Annotated in this window: 23 protein-coding genes and 1 tRNA gene; 14 read left to right on the forward strand and 10 right to left on the reverse strand. The window is 72.4% G+C overall.

Features of this window, described 5'->3' with window-relative positions; genetic code table 11:
• The first annotated feature begins 70 nt into the window (after nt 1-70).
• A complete protein-coding gene (locus tag HD597_RS05335) occupies nt 71-301 on the forward strand; it encodes a hypothetical protein (RefSeq protein WP_253740578.1) in 231 nt (76 codons plus the stop codon).
• 35 nt (nt 302-336) lie between these two features.
• Here HD597_RS05335 and HD597_RS05340 read toward each other — a convergent pair whose 3' ends face one another.
• Nucleotides 337-573, reverse strand: a complete 237-nt coding sequence (locus HD597_RS05340) for a hypothetical protein (RefSeq protein ID WP_253740579.1) — start codon at nt 571-573, stop codon at nt 337-339.
• 110 nt (nt 574-683) lie between these two features.
• Between HD597_RS05340 and HD597_RS05345 the strand changes: the two genes are divergently transcribed.
• A tRNA-Met gene (locus HD597_RS05345) sits at nt 684-757 on the forward strand.
• A gap of 17 nt (nt 758-774) precedes the next feature.
• On the opposite strand, the gene HD597_RS05350 is transcribed toward HD597_RS05345, so the two are convergent.
• Both HD597_RS05350 and HD597_RS05355 read right to left on the reverse strand, forming a co-directional pair.
• Nucleotides 775-1149 carry a PASTA domain-containing protein gene (locus HD597_RS05350; protein ID WP_253740580.1) on the reverse strand — a complete coding sequence of 125 codons (375 nt, stop codon included), beginning with the start codon at nt 1147-1149 and terminating at the stop codon, nt 775-777.
• A 95-nt stretch (nt 1150-1244) separates the two neighbouring features.
• The gene (locus tag HD597_RS05355) at nt 1245-1979 is read right to left on the reverse strand and encodes a LysR family substrate-binding domain-containing protein (protein ID WP_253740581.1); all 735 of its coding nucleotides are present in this window, start codon (nt 1977-1979) and stop codon (nt 1245-1247) included.
• A gap of 54 nt (nt 1980-2033) precedes the next feature.
• Here HD597_RS05355 and HD597_RS05360 point away from each other — a divergent pair, with 54 nt between their 5' ends.
• The 5 genes from HD597_RS05360 to HD597_RS05380 all read left to right on the forward strand — a co-directional run bounded on the left by HD597_RS05360 (nt 2034) and on the right by HD597_RS05380 (nt 6952).
• Nucleotides 2034-2408 carry a DUF5997 family protein gene (locus HD597_RS05360; protein ID WP_253740582.1) on the forward strand — a complete coding sequence of 125 codons (375 nt, stop codon included), beginning with the start codon at nt 2034-2036 and terminating at the stop codon, nt 2406-2408.
• Between the two features lie 86 nt (nt 2409-2494).
• Nucleotides 2495-3199: a Crp/Fnr family transcriptional regulator gene (locus tag HD597_RS05365; RefSeq protein WP_253740583.1), complete on the forward strand. Its 705-nt coding sequence runs from the start codon at nt 2495-2497 to the stop codon at nt 3197-3199.
• A 141-nt stretch (nt 3200-3340) separates the two neighbouring features.
• Complete coding sequence (locus tag HD597_RS05370; RefSeq protein ID WP_253740584.1) at nt 3341-4096, forward strand: nucleotidyl cyclase domain-containing protein; 756 nt, start codon at nt 3341-3343, stop codon at nt 4094-4096.
• A complete protein-coding gene (locus tag HD597_RS05375; protein ID WP_253740585.1) occupies nt 4093-6114 on the forward strand; it encodes a hypothetical protein in 2022 nt (673 codons plus the stop codon). The genes HD597_RS05370 and HD597_RS05375 overlap by 4 nt, the downstream gene beginning before the upstream one ends.
• Before the next feature lies 1 nt (nt 6115).
• Entirely contained in the window at nt 6116-6952 is an 837-nt protein-coding gene (locus HD597_RS05380) for a hypothetical protein (protein WP_253740586.1), read from the forward strand.
• On the opposite strand, the gene HD597_RS05385 is transcribed toward HD597_RS05380, so the two are convergent.
• Nucleotides 6933-7244 carry a hypothetical protein gene (locus tag HD597_RS05385; RefSeq protein WP_253740587.1) on the reverse strand — a complete coding sequence of 104 codons (312 nt, stop codon included), beginning with the start codon at nt 7242-7244 and terminating at the stop codon, nt 6933-6935. The two genes, HD597_RS05380 and HD597_RS05385, sit on opposite strands and share 20 nt — an antisense overlap.
• A 130-nt stretch (nt 7245-7374) precedes the next feature.
• A complete protein-coding gene (locus HD597_RS05390; RefSeq protein ID WP_308210567.1) occupies nt 7375-10431 on the reverse strand; it encodes a rhamnogalacturonan lyase family protein in 3057 nt (1018 codons plus the stop codon).
• Between the two features lie 305 nt (nt 10432-10736).
• On the opposite strand from HD597_RS05390, the gene HD597_RS05395 reads away from it, so the two are divergent.
• Complete coding sequence (locus HD597_RS05395) at nt 10737-11321, forward strand: DinB family protein (RefSeq protein WP_253740588.1); 585 nt, start codon at nt 10737-10739, stop codon at nt 11319-11321.
• Between the two features lie 490 nt (nt 11322-11811).
• Here HD597_RS05395 and HD597_RS05400 read toward each other — a convergent pair whose 3' ends face one another.
• The 4 genes from HD597_RS05400 to HD597_RS05415 all read right to left on the reverse strand — a co-directional run bounded on the left by HD597_RS05400 (nt 11812) and on the right by HD597_RS05415 (nt 17571).
• Complete coding sequence (locus tag HD597_RS05400; protein WP_253740589.1) at nt 11812-12789, reverse strand: aldo/keto reductase; 978 nt, start codon at nt 12787-12789, stop codon at nt 11812-11814.
• Between the two features lie 82 nt (nt 12790-12871).
• The gene (locus tag HD597_RS05405; RefSeq protein WP_253740590.1) at nt 12872-14164 is read right to left on the reverse strand and encodes a vanadium-dependent haloperoxidase; all 1293 of its coding nucleotides are present in this window, start codon (nt 14162-14164) and stop codon (nt 12872-12874) included.
• 77 nt (nt 14165-14241) lie between these two features.
• Entirely contained in the window at nt 14242-15624 is a 1383-nt protein-coding gene (locus HD597_RS05410; RefSeq protein ID WP_253740591.1) for an aminotransferase-like domain-containing protein, read from the reverse strand.
• Nucleotides 15625-15702: 78 nt separating this feature from the next.
• Entirely contained in the window at nt 15703-17571 is a 1869-nt protein-coding gene (locus HD597_RS05415) for a hypothetical protein (RefSeq protein WP_253740592.1), read from the reverse strand.
• Between the two features lie 150 nt (nt 17572-17721).
• On the opposite strand from HD597_RS05415, the gene HD597_RS05420 reads away from it, so the two are divergent.
• Nucleotides 17722-18198, forward strand: a complete 477-nt coding sequence (locus tag HD597_RS05420) for a GNAT family N-acetyltransferase (RefSeq protein WP_253740593.1) — start codon at nt 17722-17724, stop codon at nt 18196-18198.
• Between the two features lie 57 nt (nt 18199-18255).
• Here the strand turns inward: HD597_RS05420 and HD597_RS05425 are convergent, their stop codons facing one another.
• Nucleotides 18256-18543 (reverse strand): hypothetical protein, encoded by a 288-nt coding sequence (locus HD597_RS05425; protein ID WP_253740594.1) that lies wholly within the window; start codon nt 18541-18543, stop codon nt 18256-18258.
• A 202-nt stretch (nt 18544-18745) separates the two neighbouring features.
• Between HD597_RS05425 and HD597_RS05430 the strand changes: the two genes are divergently transcribed.
• The 5 genes from HD597_RS05430 to nirD are packed head-to-tail and all read left to right on the forward strand — an operon-like array spanning nt 18746 to nt 26249.
• On the forward strand, nt 18746-20059 hold the full coding sequence (locus tag HD597_RS05430) for an MFS transporter (protein WP_253740595.1): 1314 nt from the start codon (nt 18746-18748) through the stop codon (nt 20057-20059).
• Complete coding sequence (locus HD597_RS05435; RefSeq protein WP_253740596.1) at nt 20046-22088, forward strand: molybdopterin oxidoreductase family protein; 2043 nt, start codon at nt 20046-20048, stop codon at nt 22086-22088. Before HD597_RS05430 ends, HD597_RS05435 begins: the two co-directional genes overlap by 14 nt.
• On the forward strand, nt 22085-23479 hold the full coding sequence (locus HD597_RS05440; RefSeq protein WP_253740597.1) for an FAD-dependent oxidoreductase: 1395 nt from the start codon (nt 22085-22087) through the stop codon (nt 23477-23479). Before HD597_RS05435 ends, HD597_RS05440 begins: the two co-directional genes overlap by 4 nt.
• Nucleotides 23476-25905, forward strand: a complete 2430-nt coding sequence (nirB, locus tag HD597_RS05445) for a nitrite reductase large subunit NirB (RefSeq protein WP_253740598.1) — start codon at nt 23476-23478, stop codon at nt 25903-25905. Before HD597_RS05440 ends, nirB begins: the two co-directional genes overlap by 4 nt.
• Nucleotides 25902-26249 (forward strand): nitrite reductase small subunit NirD, encoded by a 348-nt coding sequence (gene nirD / locus HD597_RS05450; protein ID WP_253740599.1) that lies wholly within the window; start codon nt 25902-25904, stop codon nt 26247-26249. The genes nirB and nirD overlap by 4 nt, the downstream gene beginning before the upstream one ends.
• Nucleotides 26250-26338: the final 89 nt, after the last annotated feature.

The following is a 26338-nucleotide window of genomic DNA, read 5'->3' on the forward strand; positions in this document are numbered from 1 at the left end:
ACGCGCACCTTCTCCCTTAGGCATCCGGCCCGTCTGTGCGCCGGGCGCCTCACCCTTGACGATCGCGGTCATGAAGAACCGCGACATACTGCTCTGCTTCGTCGGGCTCGGCATTCTCGCCTTGATTGTCGCCGCGTTCACGTCGGCGAGCACCTCGGGCGTCACCTTCGCCCTCATCGGGCTTGCCTTCATGCCGGCGGCAGCGGTCATGGCGCTGGTGGAACGAAATGATCAGAGCCATGCGCCCGCGCCGGGTCCGCACCTCCGGGATGGGAGGGAGAGCGGCCACGGGCGCCCGTAGGCCATCGGGGTCGGCGTGCGGTCGTGGAGACGTGCTCAGTCGGTGGGCTCCACGTCGGGCTCCACGCCGTCGTCCGCGTCGGCCGCGACCTCCCGCCGCTCCTCCTCGGCCTTCTGCTCGGGGTCGGGCGGCGGCTCGACCGGTTCCCTCGGGATCGGGCGTGGGGTGGCCCGTACCTCGACTCCGGCTCGTGCGGCGAGGGTGTCGGACTCGCCGGAGACCTGTCCGATCGCGGGCGGCATCTCCTCGGGGAGCTTCTCATCGTCGTCCATGAGCGGCAACTGCCCGAGCCCTGACCCGCCAACCACGGCCGCGACGATCAGAGCAGCCGGTGGAAAACGGTGGAGGCCGGCTCGGCCCTGATGGGATAGTCGGGACGTACGCCTGCATAGCTCAGCCGGTGAGAGCGCCGCACTCATAATGCGGAGGGCCCAAGTTCGAATCTTGGTGCAGGTACACGGGGGCACGGTCCGCTATTCGCCGATCTTCTTGGCGTACAGGGTGATCAGGGTGTCGGTGCTCACCTTCCGGCCCGCGGCCGGCGACTGCCTGGTGACGACCCAGTTGCGGTCGAGCACCTGCAGCCGGTTCTGCCCGGTGGCGTCCTTGTCGTTGAGCACGTAGAAGCCTGCCGCCTGCAGCGTGTCCTGGCCTTCCTGGAGGTTCATGCCGACCACGTCCGGCAGCGGGCGGTGGGTCGCGGCAGGGGTGGCGGGAGTGGTGGTCGCCGGGGTGGGCTGGACGGTCGCGGTGACGGTTTCGACGGCGGGGGCGGCCGGCGGGGCGCCGGTGCCGCACGCGGTGAGGACGGCGGCGGTGATGACAGCGAGAGCCAGGTGCTGGGGCAACGTGCACTCCTGCGGTTGCGGCGGATGAACCGTGACAGGAGATGAGACGTGCCGAAGCGTGATCGAGTTGTCGCTCTTCGCTGTTCTCCGCGGTCTTATCGGGGGCGGTGGCCCTTGCCCCTGCGGCTGGGGCGTGCCGCCGCTCGGCGTCCGGAGCCGTTCTGGGCGGGTTTGCGGGCCTGCCGCTGGGCCGGTTTCTCCGCACGCGGGGCAGGGGCGTTGCGGCCGCGGGAGCTGTTCACCGTCCGGCCGCGGACGATGCCGATGAAGTCCTCCACCAGGTCGGTGGTCGCCTCCGCGGGCCAGGCCAGCGCGACCTGCGACTGCGGCGCGTCCGTCACCGGCCGGTAGGTGAGGTCCCTGCGATGGTGCAGGCGCGCCAGCGACTGCGGGACCAGGAGGAGCCCGGCGCCGGACGCCACGAGCTGGATCGCGTCGCCCGTCGTGGCCGGTCGGGTGAACGCGGGCTGCCCGGGGCGGGTCGTCCACTCGATGGTGTCGTCCAGCGGGTGGAACACCTCGTCGTCGGCCAGGTCGGCGGTGGTCACCTCGTCGGCGGCGGCCACCGCGTGGTCCTTGGGCACCACGACCACGGTGGTCTCCACGTAGAGGGGGATCACGCTGAGGCCGTCGCGGTCGACCGGGAGCCTGACGAAGCCGGCGTCGGCGCCGCCGTCGCGCAGCAGCGCGGCCATCTCGGCGGCGGGGGCCTGGACGAGGGTGATCGGTACGTCGGGCAGCCTCTCGGTCCAGACGTTGACCCATTTCGCGGGGGTCACCCCGGGCACGTACGCCAGCCGGAACACCTTGCCGGTCTCACCATCAGTCACGTCCACAGGGTACCGATGTCAGGAAAACCGTCCCGACTGACTACGCTTGGCGGCATGACCTCGTCCAAGCCGAAGAACATCCAGACGATGAAGCCCGAGACCGCGGCCAAGAAGCTGGGTGTGCTCTTCTCGGCCACTCCCGCCGAGTTCCAGGCGGGAGTCGTCTCCAGGGACGAGCTGAACGCGTTGCAGTCGGCGCCGCCCGCCTGGCTGGTCGACCTGCGCCGCAACGGCCCGCACCCCAAGCAGGTCGTCGCCGCCAAGCTCGGCGTCTCCATCTCGGGCCTGGCCAGGGCCGGCGTCACCGAGCCGCTCACCACCGCCGAGATCGACGCGCTGAAGGCGGAGAACCCGGAGTGGCTGGAGCACGAGCGGGCCGTGCAGGCCGAGGCCCGCAAGGAAGCGCTGCGCCTCAAGCAGCAGCGCTGACGATCGGCCCCGGCGGGCCTGCACGGTAAGTGTTGGTCCGGCTCTTCTTCGGTGTCATAGTGCGGAAGAAGGGCTGGAGGTGCGCCGTGGGAAGTCACCGGAATGACCCGTGGCCGCTGGGCACGTTCCTGGCCCGGCTGCCGGAGGGAGCGCGGGCCGACCTGCTGGAGCTCGGCGCGGTCTCCCGGGCCGGCGACGGCGCCACCGTCCTGCGGCAGGGCGAGCCGGGCACGCTCGTGTACGTGATCCTCCAGGGGCTGGCGAAGATCACGGCTCGGGTGGAGAACGGCGAGCAGGCGCTGCTGGCCGTACGCGTGCGGGGTGACCTCGTCGGGGAGATGGCCGTGCTCGGCACGGGAGTGCGCAGCGCCGACGTGACGGCCTGCGGCGAGATGTGCCTGCTCGGCGTCCGCGGCAGCGCCTTTCTCGGCTACCTGCAGCGTAACCCGGTGGCCGGCTTCGCCGTTTCGGGCTCCTTGAGCGACCGCCTGCGCTGGGCCAACCAGCGGCGGCTGGAGTTCGTCGGCTTCGGCGCCGATGTCTGCCTGGCCAGGATCCTCGTCTCGCTCGCCGCGCGGCACGGGTATGACACCCCGCAGGGCAGGGACACCGGCGTGCCGCTGACCAGGGCGGAGCTCGGCGGGCTGATCGGGGTCAGGGAGCCGACGGTGCTGAAGGCCATGCGGACGCTGGCGGATCGCGGCCTGATCCTGCGCGGCCAGCGGCGAGTGGTGATCAAGGACGTCGCCGGGCTGGCGAGGTTCGCGGAACTGGTGCCGCTCGACCGATGAGCGAGCCGGTCCCGTAAGCGAACCGGTCCCGCTCGACCGGCAAAGGCGAACCGATCCCGCTCGACCGATAAAAATCGCGGCCGGCGGGCGCAGGGATGATTCAGCCTTCTCGGAAACGGCAGGAACTCACGAGGAGCGTGAATGAACGACAAGCCGGAATACCGCGCGATGCTGAGCTACGACATCGAGAGCTACAGCACCCGTAACAACGCCGACCAGTACGCGCTGCAAGCCGCCATGATCCGGCTGCTCGACCTCGCCGCGGGAGCGGCGGGCCTGGGGCTGCTCGACTGGAAGCGGCAGCCGCAGGGCGACGGCGAGTTCGTGGTGCTGCCCGACGCCATCCACCCGGCACGGCTGACCGGCGCCTTCGCCGACGCGCTGCGTGCGGCCCTCGACGACTACAACGCCTCGTCCGGGCCGCGGCTGCGGCTGCGGCTGGCGGTCCACGCGGGGCCGTTGCACGTGGACGGCCCCGCCGGTTCGCCCGGCCGGCATGCCGTCGCCAGCGGCCGGCTGGTGGACGCGGGGCCGCTGCGGGCGGCACTGCGGGTGGTCCAGGAGGCGAGCCTGGGGATCGTCGTGTCGGAGGAGTTCTACCGCGACTACGTCGGCCAGGGCTACGGCGGCCCCGCGCCGGACCAGTTCCGGCACGTCGTGGTGAAGGTCAAGCAGCAGCAGTACGACGCCTACGTCTACCTGCCCGGGCACAACGTCCACGCGATCGGCGACCTCGGGGCCGTACCGGACGAGAGCGGCGATCAGCGGCAGGCGCCGGGCGGGGTGTCGGTCGGCGGCGACTGGTATGGCGGCAGCGTCGTGAACACCTCCGGCCAGGGCGTCAGCTACGTGGCCGGCCGCGACATCACGATGCCGGAGCGGAAACCGCAACGATGACCGAGGAGAACACCCCCGCCCCCGCCGCGGGCGACGCAGGACCCGCGGGTGAGGAGTCGCTGGGCGAGAAGATCGAACGCGAGCAGCAGGAACGCCGCCTCCGGGCGGAGATGATCGGCGTCGGGCAGAACTGGTTCGGCGGCTCCGAGTACCGGGCCGAGGACGGCGGCACCGTCTACGGGGCCGGCCGCGACCTGTGCATCCAGCAGCCCGAGGAGGACGTCTTCACGATCCCGCCGCATCCGGAGAGCGTGGCGTGCATCGGCACGTGCTTCGTGGAGACACCGTCGCAGCGGGAGCTCGTGACACGGCTGACCAACAGGTCGGTGGCCCTGCTGAGGGGCGAGCCGCACAGCGGGCGCTCGACGACCGCCCTGTCCGCGCTGCTGGAGATGGGGCTCACCTGCCGGACCCTGGGCGCGAAGGACCTGAAGAAGGTCAGGCCGGCGCACCTGCTGGCGCGGCACGGCTACCTGCTGCGTGCGGACGACGCCACCTGGCACCGCCATCCCGAGACCGTCGTCGACCAGCTCAGAGCCGTCGCGGGGGCGAGCGGCGCGGTGATCGTGGCGCTCGTCCCGGCCGGCTGCGCCGTCACCAAATCGGTGGTGCTGCACGAGCCGCCGTCCGCGCTGGACGTCTTCCGGAGGTGGATCGCCTCTCTGGCGCCGGAGCTCGTGGACGAGCTGCAGCAGCATCTCGGCCACCTGCACGAGCACATCGCCGGCTGCCGGCCGGCCGAGGCCGTGGAGATGGCCCACCAGTTCGCCGAGGGGTACCGCCAGGGACGGGCCCCGGCGGAGATGATCGACAACCTGCCGTACGCGGCGCTCACCGAGCTGGAGAAGAACCTGGGCCTGGAGGACGCCCCCAGCCTGGCCCGGCACTTCCTGATCAGCGGCTCCGTGCTGTTCGGCCTGCCCGAGGCCGTGGTGTCCGAGGCCGCGCTGGCGCTGGCGGCCCGTATCAGGCAGGAGGAGCAGAAGGAGGACGACCCCGACGAGGAGCGTCCCCTGCAGGTGTGGGAGCGGCTCAGCCAGTGGATCGGCTACTCGCGCCTGAGCGAGGCGGAGGGCGGGCGGGGAGGGCAGGGGCGGCGCATCGACGTGCGGCCCGGCCTGGACAGGCGGCTCCTGCCCGCGCTCTGGGCGCAACTGCCGGCGATCCGCCCGGTGCTCTACGACTGGCTCGCCGAGCTCGTCGTCCGCGACGACTGGCGGGTCCAGGTCAAGGCGGCCGACGCCATCGGGAGGCTGGCCACCTGCGACTACGAGGTGATCGACAAGCGGTTCTTCAAGCCGTGGAGCGTGGAGCGCGGCAAGGCCAGGGTGCTGACCTGGGCGCTGGAGTCCGCGGCCCTCGCCGACCGCGACGTCGCGGCCCTGGTCCGGCGCACGCTCAAGGGCTGGGCCACCGGCACCTACAACCAGCGCCTGGCCGCCGCCCTCTCGTACGGCTCCGCCATCGGCGTCGGCAACCCCGACGACGCCCTCGGCGCGTTCCGCACCATCGCCGTCGCGACCAACTACCTGGAGACCTGCGACGCCGTGGCCAGGTCGGTCGCCGAGATCTACACGGCCTCCACCGCTCAGCGGGTGCTGAGCGAGCTCGCCCGCTGGACGGCGGGGGAGGCGAGCGAGCAGGTGACCGCGGCGCTCGCGTTCGTCAGGCTCGTCTCCCTGCCGCAGGAGCAGGACGCCTACCCCGCGCTGCGCGAGCACCAGCCGGTGAGCGACCTGGCCGCGCTGTGGACCAACGCCCTGAGCTGGGGCCTGTCGAGGAAGGCCGGCAAGAGCAGATCCCCCGCCTTCACCCCCATCTCCTGGGAGCTCATGGCCGACTGGGCGCAGCAGGCGGCCACCGACCCCACCATGGACGCCATCCTCACGACCGTCCTGGCGCAGGCCCCGGACAGGCTCAGGAAGTCCTGGACGTTCCACCTCCACCTGTGGAGCAGCCGCGCGACGATCTCGGCCGCGAACCTCACCCGCTATCTCCTCCTCCTGAAGGAGCACTGACATGCCGTTCACGCTGCACCGGCTGCTCATCATGCGCTGGCCGACCAAGCAGGCCGCCGACCGCGCCCCCGCCAAGCCGCTCCAGGCGGGGCCGGAGCCCGACGTCACGCCCGAGGAGGCCTCCTACGTCTTCGCCGCGCCGTCCGAGGGAGACGGATACCTGTTCACGGTCAAGGTCTGGCTGTGGCGGCGCTCCGCCACCGGCTCGCTCGTCTTCCGTCCCTGGAAGGAGCTGAAGGAGGACAAGGACCACGTCATCAAGGACTACGTCAGGGAGATCGTCCGGGGCTCGCTGCGGCGGCACAGCGTCTTCCGCGCGGAGCAGGCGGAGCGGGCCGCCGACGCGGCGGTGCAACGCTGGCTGGCGAACCTCCCGGCGGACTCGGTCGCGGGCAGGTGGCGCGCGGTGATCGAGGTCGAGGTCCCCGACGAGGTGCGCGAGCTGCGCTGCGCCCACGAGAGCGCGCTGTACAGGATCGAGACGCGCGCCGAGCAGCTCGACCTGCGCATGCGCAAGCTGCGGGAGTCCCGGGACCTGTGCCAGAGCTTCCTCAAGGAGGCCATGGAGGACTCGACGATCCGGCACGCCGTACGGCTCACGCAGGCTCCGAACGACGTCGCCGACATCACCGACCAGATGCTGGCGGAACGGAAGGAGAAGGCGGACAAGCTGCTGGAGCTCTTCGCGAAGATCGTGGACGCGCAACGTCACGCGAACGCGTTCGAGCTGGTCCTGGCCAGCGAGAGCGCGCTGCGGGCGGCGTTCGAACGGCTCGACGTGCCGCTGCCGCCGTCCGACCCCGACTCGCCCTTCGCGCTCACCGAGGAGGCGGGCTGACCCCGGAGACCGACATGGCGACCAGGACCGGGCCGGACAACAAGCACCCGGCGCTCGCGACGACCAGCGCGAGGGACAGTTCGAGAGGCAGGTCCGGCAGCATGCTGTTGGCGACCATGGGGACGACGCCCGTGCCGACGAGCATCAGACCTGCCCCGAAGAGCCGGGGCCTGCGCTGCTGACGGCGGCTGAACGGGCGGGGAACCCGGTTGGTGATCAGCATGTGGAGCCCGAGCGCGAAGTTCAGGCATGCTCCCGTCATGGCGAGCACCTTCACGGTCGTCAGGAACATGTGAGCCCGCCTCTCGCCCGTCACGAGGGCTGTCCCGCCCTTCTCGCGCCCATCATGCCGAACGTCCGCGGCAGTGATCAAGACGACGGGATCGCCCACCCCGCACGGGGGCGGGCGATCCCGTGAGGCGTCACGGGCGCAGCTTCAGCTCGCCGGTGAAGGTGCGGCCGTCGGACAGGTGGCCGGTGACGGTGACCGTCACCGTGCCGGTGTAGCCGCTCAGGGCCTGCTCGACGGCGGCGGTGTCGACGCGGAGCCGGTCGTGGGGGAGCGGGGTGGCGGCGAGGGGGACGAGCCTGCCGTCGGCGACCGCCCGCACCGTGGACGGAAGGGGCTGCGCGCGCGTGCCCGCGAGCTTCACCTGGAGCCGGTCCCCGTGGAGCCGGAGGCGGGCCCGGACGGGGGCGCCGGTGGTCAGGTACGGGGCCGTCGGGGCGGTCATGCCGGTGCCCAGGAAGAAGCCGGTGTGCGGCGGCTGGTTGTAGCCGACGTTCTGCCAGGTGAGGCCCGACTGGTAGACGGGGTCGTGGGTGAGCGTCGGGAAGCGGTGGTCCGTCGCGTACGGCGTGGCGTACAGGCGCAGGGCGGTGGAGTCCTCGGTGCGGACGAGCAGCTCCTCGCGCCAGTCGCCGAGGAGGTCCGCCTGCAGCGACGGGTTGCCCTTGGTGGTGTTGTTGGAGTACGTGCCGGTCGCCGTGAGGAGGTTGGCCGTGCTCAGGGCGGCCGGGTCCCACTTGCCGATGGTGGGCACGCCGGCCGACTTGTCGGCGGAGTAGTCGTGGTCCAGGATCTCCCGCGACAGGTCGCCGTCCCACCAGATGGTGTTGCTGATCGCCGGGGTCCTGTCCGAGATGAGCTCGCCGGTGGCGGTGCGCAGGCCCGCGCCGTTGGAGGCCCAGGCCTCCTCGCCCGGATGCGCCGGGTCGATGTCGCCGGTCAGGCCGCGGCCGGTGTCCTGGCCGGTCCTGACGCACCAGATGATCTCGCCGCTGTCGGCGTCGTGCATCTCCAGGCCGCACGGCATGTTCGTGTGCTCGTGCACGCCGACGATCTCCAGGCCGGGGCGGGCCGGGTCGAGGTCGCCCAGGTGCATGGCGTCGCCGTGCTCCAGCCTGGTGGTGTAGAGGCCGGTGCCGTCGTCGTCCAGGGTCATCGCGCCGTAGGCGATCTCGTCGCGGCCGTCGCCGTCCACGTCGGCCACGGACAGGTTGTGGTTGCCCTGGCCGCCGTAGCCCGGGTTGCCGGCGCTGGAGAACGTCCAGCGCCTGGTCAGCTTGCCGTCACGCCAGTCGTAGGCGGCCAGCATGCTCTTGGCGTAGTAGCCGCGGGTCATCACGATGCTGGGCAGGGCGCCGTCCAGGTAGGCGGAGGCGGCCAGGAAACGGTCGGAGCGGTTGGCGCTGGTGTCGCCCCAGTCGGCCAGGTTGCCGCGGGCCGGCTCGTAGTCCACGGTGGCCAGGGCCTTGCCGGTGCGGCCGTCGAAGACGGTCAGGTACTCGGGGCCGGTCAGGATGCGGCCGCCGGTGTTGTGGTTCGCCGCGGGGTCGCCGATCACCGTGCCGGCGCCGTCCACGGCCCCGTCCGCGGTCCTGACCACGAACTCGGCCCGCCCGTCCCCGTCGAAGTCGTCCACCAGGAACGGGCTGTAGTGCGCTCCGGCGCGGACGTTGCGGCCCAGGTCGATCCGCCACAGGCGGGTGCCGTCGAGCTCGTAGGCGTCGAAGACGGCCGGGCCGGTGTAGCCGCCCTGGGAGTTGTCCTTGGAGTTGGACGGGTCCCACTTCAGGACGATCTCGTACTGCCCGTCCCCGTCCAGGTCGGCGGCGGCGGCGTCGTTGGCGCGGTAGTCGTAGGCGTTGCCTGCCGGGGTCACGCCGCCGGCCGGCTTGTCCAGCGGGACGTCCAGGTACGGCGCCGCCCACGGCCGCGCCTGCGCCGAGCGGGGGCCCTCCCTGCCGTCCAGCACTGCGGAGACCGTGTAGGAGCCGGTGCCGCTGTCCAGGTGATTGGTGCCGTCCGTGGTGGTGAGGAGCCTGCCGTCGCGGTAGAGCCTGAAGCGCACGCCGGCCGGGTCGGTGCCGAGCATGCGCCAGCTCACCAGCGTGCCCTGCCCGGTCGGCACGGCCACCAGGCCGCGGTCCAGCGCCGGCATCCGGCGCAGCGGGTACGCGGTGACCGGCGAGGTCAGCGTGGCGGAGGGCGCCGACAGCCCGCCGGGACCCGCGGCCACCACCCGGTAGTGGTGCCGGTCGCGGGGCACGAGCTCGTCGGTGTAGGAGGTCTCGCCCGTCACGACGCCGATGCGCTGCTCGTCGCGATAGAGGTGGTAGAGGAGGGCGCCGTCCACCGGCTGCCAGCGCAGGGTGATCTGCTTGGCGGTGGCGGTGACGAGCCGCAGGCCCTCGGGGGCGGCCGGGGCGGGCTGGGCGGCGTCCTTGACGGTGACGGTGAGAGGCGCGCCCAGCGTGCCGCCGGGGAGCTTGACCGCGTAGACGTAGGTGAGGCCGAGCTCGGCGGTGGTGTCGGTGAACGTGGGCGCGGAGCTCGCGCCCAGCTTGGCCCAGGGGCCCGCGGCGGTTCCGGCGCGGTAGATCTCGTAGCCGGACGAGCCCGTGGCGTTCCAGGTCAGTGTGACGCCCGGGGTGGCGGTGGCCTCGACGCCGCCGGCGGCCAGGCCGGTGGGGGCGGTGGCCGGGCCGAGCAGGACCGCGTTCACCCGGCCGTCCTGGCCGAAGCCCAGGTCGAGCCGGCCGTCGGTGACCCTGGCGGTGCCGGTGTAGTCGCCGTACGCGCCGGTGCTCGCGGTGATCGTGGCGCGGGCCTCGCCCTCCACGGTGAGCGTGGTGGTGTTCGGGGCGATGGCGTCGCCGGAGATCACGGTCAGCTCGTACTCGCCGTCGGGGACGTCCACGGCGAAGCCGTACGCGGCGGCGACGGTGAAGTCCCGCGTCACGGGGTCGGCGGTGCCGCGGTCGCGGTAGCCCACCGCGCGGTCCAGGCCGTAGCCGCGGTCGGCGGTATGGAGGGTGTTGTGCGCGACGCGCGTGTAGCCGTCGGCCAGGGGGCTGGTCGTGGAGCCGAAGTCGAACCTGAGCCCGGGGGCCGGGTCGAGGGGGGCCGCCATGGCGGGGGTCGCCGGGACGACGGCCAGGGCCGTGACCGCGGCGGCGATGAGTGCGAGCCTCACAGGCGTGCTCCTGCCGAGTGATCAGAGAATGAGAACGTTTTATCGGCGCGGAAAGCGCTTGCCAAGGCTTTACTTTTGCGTCTGTATCAACTACGGGCGGGGTCAGGGCCGCCGCAGTCGCCCCGTGAGCGGGTCGAGGTGGTACCTCTCCCTCGGTCAGGTCGTCGTCGGGAAGGCATGGGCGGCGCCGGACAGGCGGGCGCCGGTCCGCGCGTCATGGGGTCTCGACGCGCTCGTCGCGTTCCCGGAGGACGACGACGCCGCCCGCGTCGTAGTCCTCGATCTGCCTGACAGAATCGTGACCCATGATCGACGATTTCGCGAAGGACCACCTGCACGGGAGACTGCGGCGGGACCGCAAGGCGCTGCTCTGGAAACTCGACGGCCTGTCCGAATACGACGCCCGCCGGCCCTTGACAGCGACCGGCACCAACCTCCTCGGTCTGGTCAAACACGTGGCCACCGTGGAGGCCAGGTACTTCGGCGAGGTCTTCGGCCGTCCTTCCCCGCAACCGCTGCCCCGGTGGCAGGACTCCGACGGCAGCGATCTGTGGGCGACCGAGGACGAGACCCGCGATCAGATCATCGCGTTCTACCGGCGCACGTGGGAACACTCGGACGCGACGATCAACGAGCTGCCCCTCGACGCCCCCGGCCACGTGCCGTGGTGGCCGGAGCCTCATGCCGGCACGACCCTGTTCGGCGTCATGGTCCATGTTCTCGGCGAGTCCATCCGGCATACCGGGCAGGCCGACATCCTGCGCGAGGGCCTCGACGGCCGGACCGGGTTGCGCGCCGAGCACGAGCAGCCGATCGACGAGGAAGCCCGTGCAGCCTACTGCGCGAAGATCGAGCAGGCCGCCAGGGCGGCCGCACCGAGCAAGGCTTGACCACATTCGCGCCACCGTGGACCCGCCAGGGTCGGGGCCACGGATCACCTCCGCCTCCCACCAGCAAGATCGCTTGAACGCCGAAGGCCGGAGTGCCGCGACGTGCCCTCGACCGCCCGCCGTGCGCGTCCGCTCGAAGAGTGCGGCAGGACCATGCGGGTCATGGTCGTCATCGGTGCGCGTTTCGACGGGCGCTGCCCGGCGATCGCGAACGGCCGGTCGCGTGAGTGGACGTTCAAGGCCGGCTCGTACGACAAGACCGTCGCCCGCTGACCGCCATGGGCGCGGGGGCCCTTGTTTGAGCACGTTCAGGGGCACATGGTGGAGGTACGCATCCGCGCGTGAGCGCGAGACCGTCCGGAGTGGAACTCTCCGGCGGGTTGTCCCGCCCGGACAGCGAGATGGGTGGCGGTGGCCGCGAGGCCACCAGACCTGCCGCCGCTTGACGGTGCCTCGGCTGGTCCGGGCGGGACGCTTCGAGAAGCGGCCGCTACCAGCGGTGGTGGACCTGCGGGCGGATGAGCTCGTCGTAGACGCCCCGTACGGCGTCCAGCGTGGCGGCCTCCAGCGGCGGCACCGCGTCGGCGGCGGCGTTGGCCCGGGCCTGGGCCGGGTTGCGGGCTCCGGGGATCACCACCGACACGCCCTCCTGGTCGAGGATCCAGCGCAGCGCGAACTGCGCCATGGTGACGCCCTCGGGCACCAGGGGCGCCAGGCGGCGCACCGCCTCCAGGCCGGTGCCGAAGTCCACGCCCGAGAACGTCTCGCCGACGTCGAACGACTCCCCGTGCCGGTTGTAGGTGCGGTGGTCGTCGGCGGAGAACGTGGTGTGCTCGTCGTACTTGCCCGACAGCAGGCCGCTGGCCAGCGGGACCCGCGCGATGATGCCCACTCCGGCCGCGCGGGCCGCCGGCAGCACCTCCTCCAGCGGCTTGAGCCGGAACGCGTTGAGGATGATCTGCACCGTCGCCACGCCGGGGCGCGCGATGGCGGTCAGGGCCTCCTCGCAGGTCTCCACGCTCACCCCGTACGCGGCGAGCTTCTTCTCCGCCACCAGCGTGTCCAGCGCGTCGAACACGGCGTCCGCCGAGTAGACGGGCGTCGGCGGGCAGTGGAGCTGGACCAGGTCGATGGTGTCCACGCCGAGGTTCCGGCGGGAGCGCTCGTTCCAGGCGCGGAAGTTGGACATCACGTAGTTGGACGGGATCTGCTCCATCCGGCGGCCCATCTTGGTGGCCACGGTGACCCCGGGGTGGTCCTTGGCGAAGCGGCCGACGATCTGCTCGCTGCGCCCGTCGCCGTACACGTCGGCGGTGTCGATGAACGTCACGCCCGACTCCACCGCCGCGCTCAGCGTGGCGACGGCCTCGTCCTGCGACACCTCGCCCCAGTCGGCGCCGAGCTGCCAGGCGCCGAGCCCGACCACCCCGACCCGGCGTCCGGTACGCCCCAACACCCGCTGTTCCATCTGTCCACCTCACAGGTAAGTGCCTGACCAGCACCAGTGTCCCGGATGATCGGGACCGGCGGGCAACCGGGGACGCCGCGCGTCAGCGGGGGCACTCGCCGGTGTGCGTGGGGCCGGTCCGCGGCAGCAGGCGCCTGGCGAGTACCTCCGCGGCGACGTCCGCGCCCATGGCGAGCCCGTCGAGGTTGCTGAAGGAGAAGTGCAGCCCGCCGGCCACCCGCGAGCGGCCCGCGTCCGCCGCGGCGGCCGAGAAGCCGGGGAAGCTCCGCCGCCACGGCTGCCCGGTGGCGGGATCGACCGGCGCGCTGTCGGTGACCAGCGTGAACGGGATCCGGTCGGCGCAGAAGAAGCCCGCCAGGACGGCCGCGCCCGCGCCGCTGAAGGAGCTGTGACCCGAGATGTACTCCGGGGAACCGCCCGCGCTGCCGGCCCGCGCCCGCCAGTCCGGCACCGGCTCCGTGTGGGGGTTGCCGTCGGTGTCCGCCTGCTGGATCGCCGCCTGGGGCCGCCAGTGGCGGAAGGCGTACTTCGTCCGGACCGTCGGGATCGAGGTGTCGGCCAGCGCCATGCCGAGCAGGGCGAACAGCCGGCCCTCGTCCGCCAGCGGCAGCGGCCGGTCCACGGCGAGAGCGATCTTGATCCACTCGCCGGGCGGCTGCGCGGTGCCGGCGGGCAGCGACCAGTACTGGTAGACGGCCGACCGGGCCGCGTCGGGGATGGCGGCGTCGCCCGCCAGCCTGACCTCGGCGAGCGCCACCGCGTAGTCGAGGCTCGCGAGCGCGGGCGGGCCGTCGCCCACGTACGGGGCCGCGTCGGCGATGCCGAACGGCCGCATGCCGCGATACTGCACCCCGGACCACGCCTGCCCGAACACGCCGGGCCCCGAGCCGGCGGGCTGCGTCTCCACCGGCGAGGAGCCGTCGTCCTGCCTGGCCGCGTGCACGTCCCCGCCGACGCTCTCGCCCCAGGCGCGGCCCTCGGCGACGCGCGACCCCGTCCCCAATCGGCCCAGGTCCGCGTTGAGCCGCTCGGTGAGCCCGGCCTCCTGGCCGGGATACAGGCGGGTGAGCACGGCGTGGGCCGCCGCCACGGCCGCGGCCTGCTGGTCGCCGCGCGCGGGCGCGCCCCCGGGGTCGCGCAGCGCGTGCGTCCTGGCGCGATGGTCGCCGCGGGCGGTGGCGATGCCGTTGACGGCGTCGTACATGCCGGCGTTGAGCATCGCGTACGTCCTGGCGGCGTCCGCGTCGGAGGCCCGCTCGGCGCGTACGACCTGGAGGGCCTGCTCGTTCCACGCCCGGACCGGGTCCACGTCGGGCGGGCCGCCGGCAGGCGGGGTGAGCGGGGCGAGGAGCAGCAGCGCGATGAGTCGGTTCATGTGATCTCCTCCTCCGGTGGAGAGCCGATCACTGAAAGATGCGCCTCACGCGCCGCTGCCGCCACTACCCCGCCGGGTCATGCGGCCGTGCGGCGGGCCAGGCGGTGCTCGTCCAGGGTGCGGGTGAGCGTGTGCAGCGCCCGGCGCAGCGAGATCCCGTCCAGGTGGCCGAAGCCGAGCACGATCCCGTTGCCCGGCTGCGCGTCCGGATGGTGGTAGGCGGCCAGCTCGGACACCTCGACCCGCCGGGCCCGCAGCGCCGCGGCCACCGACGCGGCCGGCACCGACACGGGCAGCAGGAGCGTGGCCGCCGCGCCGGTGCGCGCGCCGAGCAGCCGCATGTGCGGGTACGCCGCCAGGGCCTGGCGGACGAGCGCCCGCTTGGCCTCGTACTGGACGGACAGCCCCGCCACCCGGCCGGCCACGCAGCCGGACCAGAGCAGGTCCGTCACCGCGAGCTGGCTGGTGATCGACGGCCCGGCCGGCATGACCTGCTCGATCTCCGCGGCCAGCCGGCGCGGCACCACCGCGAACGCCATCCGCAGCGACGGCGTCAGCACCTCGGCGAACGAGCCCACCATGGCCGTGGACCACGCGTCGCCGAGGGCGAGCACGCTGGGCAGCGGGCCGGCCTCGGTACTGAACAGGCCGTCGAAGGCCGGCTCCAGCACCAGGCCGCCGCTGTCGCGCGCCCACTCGGCCAGCGCCAGGCGCCGCTCCAGCGGCATCCGCGTGCCGAGCGGCAGGCCCCGCTCCGGCAGGACCGCGACGACGTCGCAGGCGGCGGGCAGGCGGTCGGTACGCGCGCCCGAGCCGTCCACCGGCAGGGGCAGCACGGTGCCGAGCCGGCCGAGCGCCGCCCTGAGCCCCGGCGGGGCGGGATCCTCCAGCGCGATCACCGGGTCGCAGCCGCCCTGCGCGCGCAGGAGCAGCCGCAGCGCGTCCGCGTACCCGGCCGTGACGATCACCTCGTGGCCGTCGAGCTCCAGCCCGCGCGTGGCCCGCAGGTGAGCGGCGATGGCGGCCCGCAGCGCGGGCAGGCCGGCGGGTAGCGGCCCGCCGAGCGGCGGGCGGTGCAGCCCGGCCCGTCGCCAGGCCGCCCGCCACTCGGCCAGCGGGAAGCCCTGCGCGCTCGGCCGGTCCAGCCGCAGGTCGATGAGCGTCTCCCCGGCGACGGCGGAGCGGCGCCGCGCGCTCGCCGGCTCGCACACGTACGTGCCGGAGCCGTGCCGCCCGGCGATGTACCCCTCCGCGAGCAGCCTCTCGAAGGCGGCCAGCGCCACGCCCCGCGAGATCCCCAGCACCCGGGCCAGCGTGCGGGTGGACGGCATCCGGGTGCGGGGAGCCAGCTGACCCCGCACGATGGCCCTCCTGAGCTGGGCGGTGAGCTGGTCCTGCAGCGGCTCGGGCAGGTCACGCTCAAGGTGGATCGGTACGCTGAGCCTTTGCGGATGGCGCATGGAATGTCCCCCAGTCGACGTACGGGAAAAGGCCCCCGACCTGAGAGGCGTGACATCCCGTTCCACGCCGTGCCAGCCTCATCTGGGCCGGTACGAGCAGCGCACCCCCGTCTGCACCGTGGCGCGCAGCTCCTCGCCGATCACCGGGTCCACGGCCGAGATCCGGGCCAGCGCCCGCCTGATCGCCTTGCCGACCGCGATCCGCGCCCGCTCCTCGCCGCCCGTGAACGGCCGCGCCCGGCCGCCCATGCCGGCCGCCGCGGCCAGCTCCGCGATCAGCCACTCGCGCTCCATCCGCAGCGCCGCCGCGCGTTCCAGGTCGTGCATCGACTCGTGCTCGTCGATCTCGGCCTGCAACCGGGTCAGCCGCCGCCGGTAGGAGTCCCTGGCCACGTCGTCGAGCAGCGGCTGGGCCGGCTCGCGCGGGCCCTCCCGCCCGGGCGTGCCCGCCGCCAGGTCCGCGGCCGGGATCTCGTGCCCGGGGTTGGCGGCCAGCGTGGCCAGGTGCGCCAGGCCGACGCTGTGGTCGACCAGCGCCACCCGCCCGTTCAGCTCGACGCGCCAGTGCCGCCCGTCGCGGCGGAGCCGGCAGGCGCCGTCCGCCTCCGGCGGGCGGCCGACCACCGCGGGCAGCACCATGCCCAGGTCGGCGGCCTCGTGGGCGGCGGTGGCCAGCTCCGCGCGGGCCGCCGGGTCCGCGGGGCCGTCGCGCAGCGCCAGCGCCTGGCCGAGCCGGCAGCGCGACAGCGTGGCGGCCGGCCAGTGGCCCAGCGCCAGGTTGTCGTGCACGGCCGCGCGCAGGTGCCCGATGGCCAGGTCCAGGTCGCCGGTGGTGAGGGCGGCCATGCCCAGCGAGTGCTGCACGGAGCCGAAGCAGGCCACGCCCAGGCTGGCGACCACCGGCAGGTGCGCGTACGGGCGCAGCAACGCGTACGCGCTCGCGGCGAGGTCGGCGTCCTGCAGCAGGTGAGCGGCCTCCACCACGCAGTACATCGCGATCATCCAGGAGCTGGAGCTGGGCAGCTCCGCCAGGTCGCGGCCGCGTAACCGGGCCAGGTGCCCGGCCGCGGGCCGCCGGTCTCCCGCGACGGCCGCGGCCAGCGCCAGGGCCGCCACGTAGGAGTTGTCGATGGGGCTGAGCGTGGGGGAGTTGACCAGGGCCGCCAGGGCGGGCCGCAGCTCGGCGGCGCGGCCCTGGTACCAGCGGATGGCGCCGAGCTGGCCGCCGTACCAGCCGGTCGCGTCGATGTCGCCGGCGGTCACGCCCTGCTCGAAGCAGCCGGCGGCCAGCTTCTCGGCCTCCTCGAACCGGCCGGCGCGGATGGTGAGCATGACCTCGATCGCGCTCGTCACGTACTCGACCGCCAGGAACGGGTGGCCGGCCAGCACGGCGCGCAGCTCCTGCACGCAGCGCTCCGCGTGCGGGTCGCCGGCCAGGTAGAGGTCCGCCGTGCGCCACATCAGGCCCATGATCAGGTCGCTCCTGCGGCCGGTCACCGCCGCCTGGCCGATCAGCTCGCCGGCCAGCGCCAGCCGCAGCGCCCCGTGCTCCGGGCCCAGCACGCAGTGGTGCGCCAGGCTCAGCGCCTCCGCCAGCGCCAGCGCGTCGCCCGAGCTCCTGGCCTGGGCCAGCAGCCGCAGGATGCCCTCGTGCGTGCCGCCGCGGTAGTCCTCCTCGCCCTGGAGGCGCAGCCGCAGCCGCAGCGCGAGCGGGGAGCCGGGGCTCACCTGCGACAGCGCGTGCCGCTGGCGGACCCGGATCTGCTCCGACTCGACCGCCGTGCGGTGCTCGTGCACCCAGATCCCGCCCATGCCCAGCGCCGCCTGCGCCAGGCCCGCCGGGTCGCCGCACTCCTGCGCCTGCTGGTAGGCCGTGTCGAACCAGCGCCGGGCGCGCTGCAGGTCACCGTGCTCGAACAGGGCACGCTCGCCGCGTACGAGGGCCATCTCGACATCCGGGCATGACGGCGGGCGCACAGCCGGCCCTGGTGCAACGCTCACGACCGCACTGAGCGTCCCCGCACCGGTCCGAATACCGTTCTAGGCAAAGCCGGTACGGGTGCGGGGCTGCTTCCGGCGGCGCGTAGCCTCAATGCCATGATTCGTCCTGCCACACCCGCTGACGTGCCCGAGATCGTCAGCATGATCCGCGAGCTCGCCACGTACGAGAAGGCCGCCCACGAGGTGCGCGTGACCGAGGAGCAGCTCCACGACACCCTCTTCCACGACCACCCCGCCGCCTTCGCGCACATCGCCGAGCAGGACGGCGAGGTGGTGGGCTTCACGCTCTGGTTCCTCACCTACTCCACCTGGCGCGGAACGCATGGCATCTACATGGAGGACCTGTACGTGCGCCCCCAGCACCGCGGCGGCGGCCACGGCGTGGGCCTGATGCGCAAGCTGGCGGAGATCTGCGCCGAGCGCGGCTACCAGCGGCTCGAATGGGCGGTGCTCGACTGGAACCGGCCCAGCATCGACTTCTACGAGAAGCTCGGCGCGGTCAACCAGGACGACTGGTACCGCTACCGGCTCACCGACGAGCCGCTCGCCCGCCTGGCCGAGCGGCGCGACTGAGCCGCGCACGCGTCACGCAGGTCACGCACCGTGACGTGACCTGCGTGACATCTGCGTTTAAACGCCGGCGTGCGAGCGGGACCGCGTGCTCTCCTGCTCGAACATCCCCACCGACGGCTCTTCCAGATCGCGGTGGGTCTCCTCCATGCGAAGAGCCAGACCCATCGCGAAGAACGTGGGCGCCCACTCCCCGATGAAGATGCCCCAGCGGTCGGCCCGGTCGAGCCCTGCCGACTCGGCCTTGGTGGACAGCAGCCAGCTTCCGAAGGCCAGGCCGATCGAGCAGAGCCCAGCGGTATACATGTGACCGGACTTGATGCCCATGTCATGCAGCTTTTTGATCATGTTTCCCCCCTTGCTCAAGTGCAGTTACCCCAGCACAGAGCAGGTAACCGATCATTACGGGCATGTTTCCGCGGTGACGCTTGTGCGCGGCTTGTTACCGAGGTGAATCACACGTAACCGGCGCACAGCCACGCAGGGTCAGAGTGCGTAACGAGCCCTTCCTACCTTGGAGATCCCCGGACGCCGAGCGTAGGAGAGTTCGATGGCGCGCTGGATCGCCGAGTGGCATCCCGATGACCCAGCATTCTGGGAGAGTTCAGGCAAGCGGGTCGCACGACGCAACCTGATCTTCTCGATCGTGGCCGAGCACCTCGGCTTCACGGTGTGGACGCTGTGGAGCATCGTGGCGACCAAGATGGGGTCGTACGAGTTCACCACCGACGAGCTCTTCTGGCTGGTCGCCCTGCCGAACCTGATCGGCTCGGTACTGCGGGTGCCCTACACGTTCGGGCCCGCCAAGTTCGGTGGCCGCAACTTCACCGTGGTCAGCGCGATCCTGCTGCTCATCCCCGCCATCATGCTCGGCGTGGCGGTGAACAACCCGGGCACGCCCTACTGGCTCTTCCTGGTCATCGCGGCGCTGGCCGGCTTCGGCGGCGGCAACTTCGCCTCCAGCATGGCCAACATCACCTACTTCTACCCGCGCAGCAAGCAGGGCGTCGCGCTCGGCCTGAACGCCGCGGGCGGCAACATCGGCGTCAGCTCCGTCCAGCTCGTCATGCCGCTGGTCATCGGCTCGCTCGGGCTGGCCGCCGCCGGGTGGTTCTGGATCCCGTTCATCGTCGTGGCCGCCGCCTGCGCCTTCTTCTTCATGGACAACCTGACCAGCGCCAAGGCCAACCCCCGCCAGCAGCTCGCGGTGGCCGGCAAGGCCCAGACCTGGATCATGTCCTTCCTCTACATCGGGACGTTCGGCTCGTTCATCGGCTACTCCACCGCCTTCCCCCTGCTGAGCCAGAGCCTCTTCCCCGACGCCCCGTACGCCGCCGTCGCCTTCGCCGGGCCGCTCATCGGCTCCCTGATCAGGCCCATCGGCGGCTGGCTGGCCGACAGGCTCGGCGGCGCCCCCGTCACGCTGTGGAACTTCGCCGCCATGGGCGGCGGCGTCCTGCTCGTCTGGTGGGCCAGCACCTCCGGCAACTTCTGGCTGTTCTTCCTGTCCTTCCAGCTCCTCTTCCTCACCTCCGGCATCGGCAACGGCTCCACGTACCGCATGATCCCGGCCATCTTCCAGGCCAAGGCCATCGCCGAGCGCGGCGACGAGACCGAGGAGACGCTGCTGCACGGCAAGCGCCAGGCCTCCGCCGCCATCGGCATCATCTCGGCGGTCGGCGCGCTCGGCGGGTTCCTCATCAACAGGGCGTTCGGCATGGCCTTCGCCGCGGCCGGCACCCCGGCCCCCGCCTTCCTGGCCTTCGGCCTCTTCTACGTGTCCTGCCTGGCCCTGACCTGGTGGTGCTACACCAGGACGGTCGGCGTCAAGGTCGTCGCGAGCCTCGCTCATGCCCGGATCTGACACCATGATCAACACGGCCACGAAGACGCACTGCCCGTACTGCGCCCTGCAGTGCGGCATGCAGATCGGCCCTGAGCTGGCCATCAGCCCCAGGACCGACATCCCGGCCAACGCCTCGGGGGCGCTGTGCCAGAAGGGATGGACGGCGGGCGAGCTGCTCACCAACGGCGAGCGCCTGACCGCCCCCCTTCTGCACGGCGAGCCCGTGGAGTGGGACGTCGCACTCGACTACGTGGCGTACCGGTTGTCCGCCATCCGCGCCGAGCACGGCCCCGACGCCGTGGCCGTGTTCGGCGGGGGTGGGCTGACCAACGAGAAGGCGTACACGCTCGGCAAGTTCGCCCGGGTCGCCCTCGGCACCAGCCAGATCGACTACAACGGCCGCTTCTGCATGTCCTCGGCCGCCGCCGCCTCCATCAAGGCGTTCGGGATGGACCGCGGCATGCCCTTCCCCATCACCGACCTGGACGACGCCGACGTCGTCATGATCGCCGGCGGCAACGTCGCCGAGACCATGCCGCCGTTCGTGCGCCACCTGGACGGGCCGCGCCTGATCGTCATCGACCCGCGCCGCACCCAGACCGCCAAGCTGGCCTGGCTGCACCTGCAGCCCACCCCCGGCACCGACCTGGCCCTCGCGCTCGGCCTGCTGCACCTGGCCATCGCCGACGGCCTGGTCGACGAGGAGTACGTCGCCGCCCGCACCACCGGCTTCGAGGAGGTTCGCACCTCGCTGTCGGCCTGGTGGCCCGAGCAGGTCGAGCGCGTCACCGGGGTGCCCGTCCACCACATGCGGCAGGCCGTCAGGGCCCTGGCGGCCGTGGACAAGGCCTACATCCTGACCGGGCGCGGCGCCGAGCAGCACGCCAAGGGCACCGACACCGTCACCGCGTTCATCAACCTCGCCCTCGCCCTCGGCCTGCCCGGCAGGCAGGGCTCCGGGTACGGCTGCGTGACCGGCCAGGGCAACGGCCAGGGCGGCAGGGAGCACGGCCAGAAGGCCGACCAGCTCCCCGGCTACCGCAAGATCGACGACCCGGCCGCCCGCGAGCACGTGGCAGGCGTCTGGGGCATCCCGGCCGAGGACATCCCGGGGCCGGGGCGGTCGGCGTACGAGCTGCTCGACGCCCTCGGCACCCCGGAAGGGCCGAAGGCGCTGATGTTGTTCGGCTCCAACCCGGTCATCTCCGCCCCCGCCGCCGAGCACGTCGCCGGGCGCATCGGCGCCCTCGACCTGCTCGTGGTCTGCGACTTCGTCATGTCCGAGACCGCCGCCCTGGCCGACGTGGTCTTCCCCGTCACCCAGTGGGCCGAGGAGAGCGGCACCATGACGAACCTCGAAGGCCGTGTCCTGCTCCGCCGCCGGGCCGCCACGCCGCCCGAAGGCGTCAGGAGCGACCTCGACGTCCTGGCCGCCCTGGCCCAGCGCCTGGGCCACACGTTCGAGACCGAGCCGGTCAAGGTCTTCGACGAGCTGCGCCGCGCCAGCGCGGGCGGGGCCGCCGACTACTCCGGCATCACCTACGAGCGCATCGCCGAGGAGACGGGCGTCTTCTGGCCCTGTCCTTCCCCCGGGCACCCCGGTACGCCGCGCCCGTTCCTCGACCGGTTCGCCCACCCCGACGGCCGGGCCAGGTTCGTGCCCGTCCAGCACCGGCCGGCCGCCGAGGAGCCCGACGAGGACTACCCCGTCTACCTGAGCACCGGCCGGGTGCTCGCCCACTACCAGAGCGGCGCCCAGACCCGCAGGATCGCGCCGCTCGTCCAGGCCGCCCCCGAGCCGTACGTCGAGCTGCACCCGGACCTGGCCGAGCAGCTCGACATCACCCCCGGGGACGTCGTGCGTGTCAGCAGCAGGAGAGGCGAGGCCAAGGCCGTCGCCAGGATCAGTGACGCCATCAGGCGCGACACCGTGTTCATGCCCTTCCACTGGGAGGGCGCCAACCGGCTCACCAACCCGGCACTCGACCCGACGTCGAGGATGCCGGAGTTCAAGGTCTGCGCTGTCAGGGTGGAGAGGGACTCATGAGGCTCGTCGTCGTGGGCAACGGGATGGCCGGGTCGCGGCTCGTGAGCGAGGTGCGCACCCGCGACCCGCACATGAAGATCACCGTTTTCGGCGCGGAGACGCGCCACCCCTACAACCGGGTGCTGCTGTCGAACGTGCTCGCCGGCAGCTCCCGACCGGAACAGGTCCGGCTGCTCGACCCCGCCTGGTACGACTCCCACCACGTGGAGGCCGCCTTCGGCGACGCGGTCGCGCACATCGACAGGGACACCCGGCACGTCGTCACCGAGGGCGGCCGGCGCGAGCCGTACGACCTGCTGGTGCTGGCCACCGGCAGCGACGCCATCGTGCCGCCGATCCCCGGCGTCGAGCGGGCCATCCCGTTCCGCACCCTCGACGACTGCGAGCGCATCCTCGCCTCAGCCCGGAGCGCCGGGCGGGCCGTGGTCATCGGCGGCGGCCTGCTCGGCATCGAGGCCGCCCGCGGCCTGGCCGGGCGCGGCCTCCCGGTCACCCTGCTGCACCTGGCGGGACACCTCATGGAGCGCCAGCTCGACGTCGAGGCGGGCGAGGTGCTCGGCGAGACCCTGCACGGGCTCGGCGTCGACATCCGCACCGGCGTCTCCGCCTCCGGCGTCGAGGAGCACGGCGTCCGCCTCGACGACGGCGAGCTCGTCGAGGGCGACCTCGTCGTCCTGGCCTGCGGCGTCCGCCCCGTCACCGGCCTGGCCGCCGAAGCGGGCCTGGAGGTGCGGCGCGGCGTCGTCGTGGACGACGAGCTGCGCACCGACGACCCGTCCGTCTTCGCCATCGGCGAGTGCGCCGAGCACGACGGCACCGTCTACGGCCTGGTCGCGCCGGCCTGGGAGCAGGCCTCCGTGGCCGCCGACGTCATCACCGGCGGCAAGGCCCTCTACCGCGGCTCGCGCCTGGTCACCCGGCTCAAGGCCAAGAGCGTCGAGCTGGCCGCCATGGGCGAGACCCAGCTCGGGGAGGAGCACGCGGAGGTGGTGCGCTTCAGCCACCGGGCGCGCGGCACCTACCGCAAGCTCGTCATCCGGGACGGCCGCCTGGTCGGCGCGATCCTGCTGGGCGAGAGCGACGCCGTCGGCACGCTCACCCAGCTCTTCGACCGCGGCGGGCCGGTGCCCGGCGACCGGGCCGGGCTGCTGTTCCCCGGGCTGGCCTCGGCCCCCGTGGCCGACAGCCCGACGCTGATGCCCGACGCGGCCAAGGTCTGCCAGTGCAACAACGTGACCAAGGGCCAGATCAGGGCGTGCTGGGAGGCCGGGGCCAGGGACGTGGCCGCGGTGGCGAGCGCCACCAGGGCCACGACCGGATGCGGTACCTGCCGCGACGCCGTGGAAGGCATCGTCGGCTGGCTTTGTGAGCAGGAAGGGGTTTCGGTATGAACAGGATCGTCGTCGTGGGGTACGGTCCGACGGCTCACCGGCTCGTCGAGACCCTGACGGGCAAGGGCTTCGGCGGCACCGTGACCGTGATCGGGGAGGAGCCGCGCCCGGCCTACGACCGGGTGCACCTCACCTCGTACCTGTCCGGCACCAGCGCCGAGGACCTCACCTACGAGGTGCCCACCGGCATCGTCACCCGGCTGAACACCCGCGCCACCGGCATCGACCGGGAGGCCAGGCAGGTCACGCTGGCCGACGGCGGCGCCGAGCCCTACGACGTGCTCGTGCTGGCCACCGGCTCCGCGCCGTTCGTGCCGCCCGTGCCGGGCGCCGAGCACGCCTACGTCTACCGCACGATCGAGGACCTCGACGCGATCAGGACGGCCGCCAAGGACGCCGTGGAGGGCATCGTGGTCGGCGGCGGCCTGCTCGGCCTGGAGGCCGCCGACGCGCTGCGGGCGCTCGGGCTCAAGGCGCACATCGTCGAGATGAGCCCCTGGCTGATGCCGCGCCAGGTCGACGAGGGCGGCGGCTCGGTGCTGAAGTCGCACATCGAGGGGCTCGGGCTGAGCGTGCACGCCGGCGCCGGCGTGCAGGAGATCGTCACCGACGCCGCCGGCCAGGTGACCGGGCTGCTCAAGCCGGACGGAACCCTGGTGGACGCGCAGGTCGTGGTGTTCTCGGCGGGCATCAGGCCGCGCGACGAGCTGGCCAGGCAGGCCGGGCTGGAGGTCGGCCCGCGGGGCGGCATCGTGGTCGACTCCGGGATGCTCACCTCCGACCCCTTCATCTACGCGGTCGGCGAGTGCGCGCTGGCCGGCGGCATGGTGTACGGGCTCGTCGGGCCCTGCAACACGATGGCCGAGGTGGCGGCCGACCGGATCATGGGCGGGCTCTCGGCGTTCGAGGGCGCCGACATGTCCACGAAGCTCAAGCTGCTGGGCGTCGAGGTGGCGCAGTTCGGAGCCATGGACGGGGCGCTGGACGTCACCTACATGGACCCGGTGGCCGGGGTCTACAAGAAGCTGTTCATCAGCGACGACGCGCGGACGCTGCTCGGCGGCATCTGCGTGGGCGACGCCTCGCCGTACACGTCGCTGCGGCCGTTCGTGGGCAAGTCGCTGCCCGCCTCGCCGTCCGACCTGCTGTTCAGCGGGGCCGGGGCGCAGCTCGACCTGCCGGACGAGGCGCAGGTGTGCTCGTGCAACAACGTGTGCGCGGGCGACATCCGCACGGCCATCGCCGACAAGGGCGTGACCGACGTGCCCGGGCTGAAGGCGTGCACGCGGGCCGGCACGACCTGCGGGAGCTGCGTGCCGATGCTCAAGCAGCTGCTGGAGAAGTCGGGCGTCGAGGTGAGCAAGGCCCTGTGCGAGCACTTCACGTACTCGCGGGCCGAGCTGTTCGACATCGCCCGGGTGCGCGGCGTCACGACGTTCTCCGAGCTCATCACCCAGCACGGGCAGGGCAGGGGCTGCGACATCTGCAAGCCGGCGGTGGCCTCGATCCTGGCCTCGCTGCACAACGGGCACGTGCTTGAGGGCGAGCGCGCGACCCTCCAGGACACCAACGACAAGTTCCTGGCCAACATGCAGAAGAACGGCACGTACTCCGTCGTCCCGCGCATCCCCGGCGGTGAGATCACGCCGGAGAAGCTGATCGTGATCGGCGAGGTGGCCCGCGACTTCGGCCTCTACACGAAGATCACCGGTGGGCAGCGCATCGACCTGTTCGGCGCGACGGTCGACCAGCTCCCGGCCATCTGGCGGCGGCTGGTGGACGCCGGGTTCGAGTCGGGGCACGCGTACGGCAAGGCGCTGCGCACCGTGAAGTCCTGCGTGGGCTCGACCTGGTGCCGCTACGGCGTGCAGGACTCGGTGGGCATGGCCATCGCGCTGGAGCTGCGCTACCGGGGCCTGCGCTCGCCGCACAAGCTCAAGTCGGCCGTCTCCGGCTGCGCCCGCGAGTGCGCGGAGGCCCGGTCGAAGGACTTCGGCATCATCGCCACCGAGCAGGGCTGGAACCTGTACGTGGGCGGCAACGGCGGCTTCAAGCCCCGCCACGCCGACCTGCTGGCCAACGACCTCAGCACCGACGACCTGATCAGGACCATCGACCGGTTCCTGATGTTCTACATCCGCACCGCGGACAGGCTGCAACGCACGTCAACCTGGCTCGAGTCGCTGGAGGGCGGGCTCGACTACCTCCGTGAGGTGATCATGGAAGATTCGCTGGGCATCTGCGCCGACCTCGACGCGCAGATGGACAACCACATCGCGACGTACGCCGACGAGTGGGCCGCCACGCTGGACGACCCGGAGAAGCTGAGCCGGTTCGTCAGCTTCGTCAACGCCCCCGGCACCCCCGACCCGTCGATCGTGTTCGCCAGCGAGCGCGGCCAGATCAAGCCGGTGATGGCCCGATGAACTGGACCACGATCTGCTCCGTCGACGCGCTGCGGCCGGAGAGCGGCGTCTGCGCCCTGGTGGAGGGCGTGCAGGTGGCCGTCTTCCTGACCTACGAGGGCGAGCTGTACGCGTTGTCCAACCTCGACCCGTACAGCGGGGCGTACGTGCTCTCGCGCGGCATCGTCGGCACCAGGAAGGGCGAGCCCACGGTGGCCTCGCCGCTGCACAAGCAGGTGTACTCGCTGGTGAGCGGGCGTTGCCTGGACGACGAGACGCTGACCGTGCCGGTCTACCCCGTGCGGGTGGGAGACGGCGGGCACGTGGAGGTCAGCCTCGAACAGCGGGTGGAGGCGGGCGTCTAGCGGGCGCCGCCGATCACGACGAGGCCCAGGCCGCCGGCTCGCACGACGGCCTGGGTCGCTTCGTCGGTAATCGCCGCGCGACGGCGGGG

Source organism: Nonomuraea thailandensis (assembly GCF_024172165.1).
GTDB lineage: Bacteria > Actinomycetota > Actinomycetes > Streptosporangiales > Streptosporangiaceae > Nonomuraea > Nonomuraea thailandensis.

Coding starts and splice junctions, on each gene's coding strand:
- HD597_RS05335 (WP_253740578.1), top strand. CDS start 71: ATGAAGAACCGCGACATACTGCTCTGCTTCGTCGGGCTCGGCATTCTC.
- HD597_RS05340 (WP_253740579.1), bottom strand. CDS start 573: ATGGACGACGATGAGAAGCTCCCCGAGGAGATGCCGCCCGCGATCGGA.
- HD597_RS05360 (WP_253740582.1), top strand. CDS start 2,034: ATGACCTCGTCCAAGCCGAAGAACATCCAGACGATGAAGCCCGAGACC.
- HD597_RS05370 (WP_253740584.1), top strand. CDS start 3,341: ATGAACGACAAGCCGGAATACCGCGCGATGCTGAGCTACGACATCGAG.
- HD597_RS05375 (WP_253740585.1), top strand. CDS start 4,093: ATGACCGAGGAGAACACCCCCGCCCCCGCCGCGGGCGACGCAGGACCC.
- HD597_RS05380 (WP_253740586.1), top strand. CDS start 6,116: ATGCCGTTCACGCTGCACCGGCTGCTCATCATGCGCTGGCCGACCAAG.
- HD597_RS05385 (WP_253740587.1), bottom strand. CDS start 7,244: ATGTTCCTGACGACCGTGAAGGTGCTCGCCATGACGGGAGCATGCCTG.
- HD597_RS05395 (WP_253740588.1), top strand. CDS start 10,737: ATGATCGACGATTTCGCGAAGGACCACCTGCACGGGAGACTGCGGCGG.
- HD597_RS05400 (WP_253740589.1), bottom strand. CDS start 12,789: ATGGAACAGCGGGTGTTGGGGCGTACCGGACGCCGGGTCGGGGTGGTC.
- HD597_RS05405 (WP_253740590.1), bottom strand. CDS start 14,164: ATGAACCGACTCATCGCGCTGCTGCTCCTCGCCCCGCTCACCCCGCCT.
- HD597_RS05410 (WP_253740591.1), bottom strand. CDS start 15,624: ATGCGCCATCCGCAAAGGCTCAGCGTACCGATCCACCTTGAGCGTGAC.
- HD597_RS05415 (WP_253740592.1), bottom strand. CDS start 17,571: ATGGCCCTCGTACGCGGCGAGCGTGCCCTGTTCGAGCACGGTGACCTG.
- HD597_RS05420 (WP_253740593.1), top strand. CDS start 17,722: ATGATTCGTCCTGCCACACCCGCTGACGTGCCCGAGATCGTCAGCATG.
- HD597_RS05425 (WP_253740594.1), bottom strand. CDS start 18,543: ATGATCAAAAAGCTGCATGACATGGGCATCAAGTCCGGTCACATGTAT.
- HD597_RS05430 (WP_253740595.1), top strand. CDS start 18,746: ATGGCGCGCTGGATCGCCGAGTGGCATCCCGATGACCCAGCATTCTGG.
- HD597_RS05435 (WP_253740596.1), top strand. CDS start 20,046: ATGCCCGGATCTGACACCATGATCAACACGGCCACGAAGACGCACTGC.
- HD597_RS05440 (WP_253740597.1), top strand. CDS start 22,085: ATGAGGCTCGTCGTCGTGGGCAACGGGATGGCCGGGTCGCGGCTCGTG.
- nirB (WP_253740598.1), top strand. CDS start 23,476: ATGAACAGGATCGTCGTCGTGGGGTACGGTCCGACGGCTCACCGGCTC.
- nirD (WP_253740599.1), top strand. CDS start 25,902: ATGAACTGGACCACGATCTGCTCCGTCGACGCGCTGCGGCCGGAGAGC.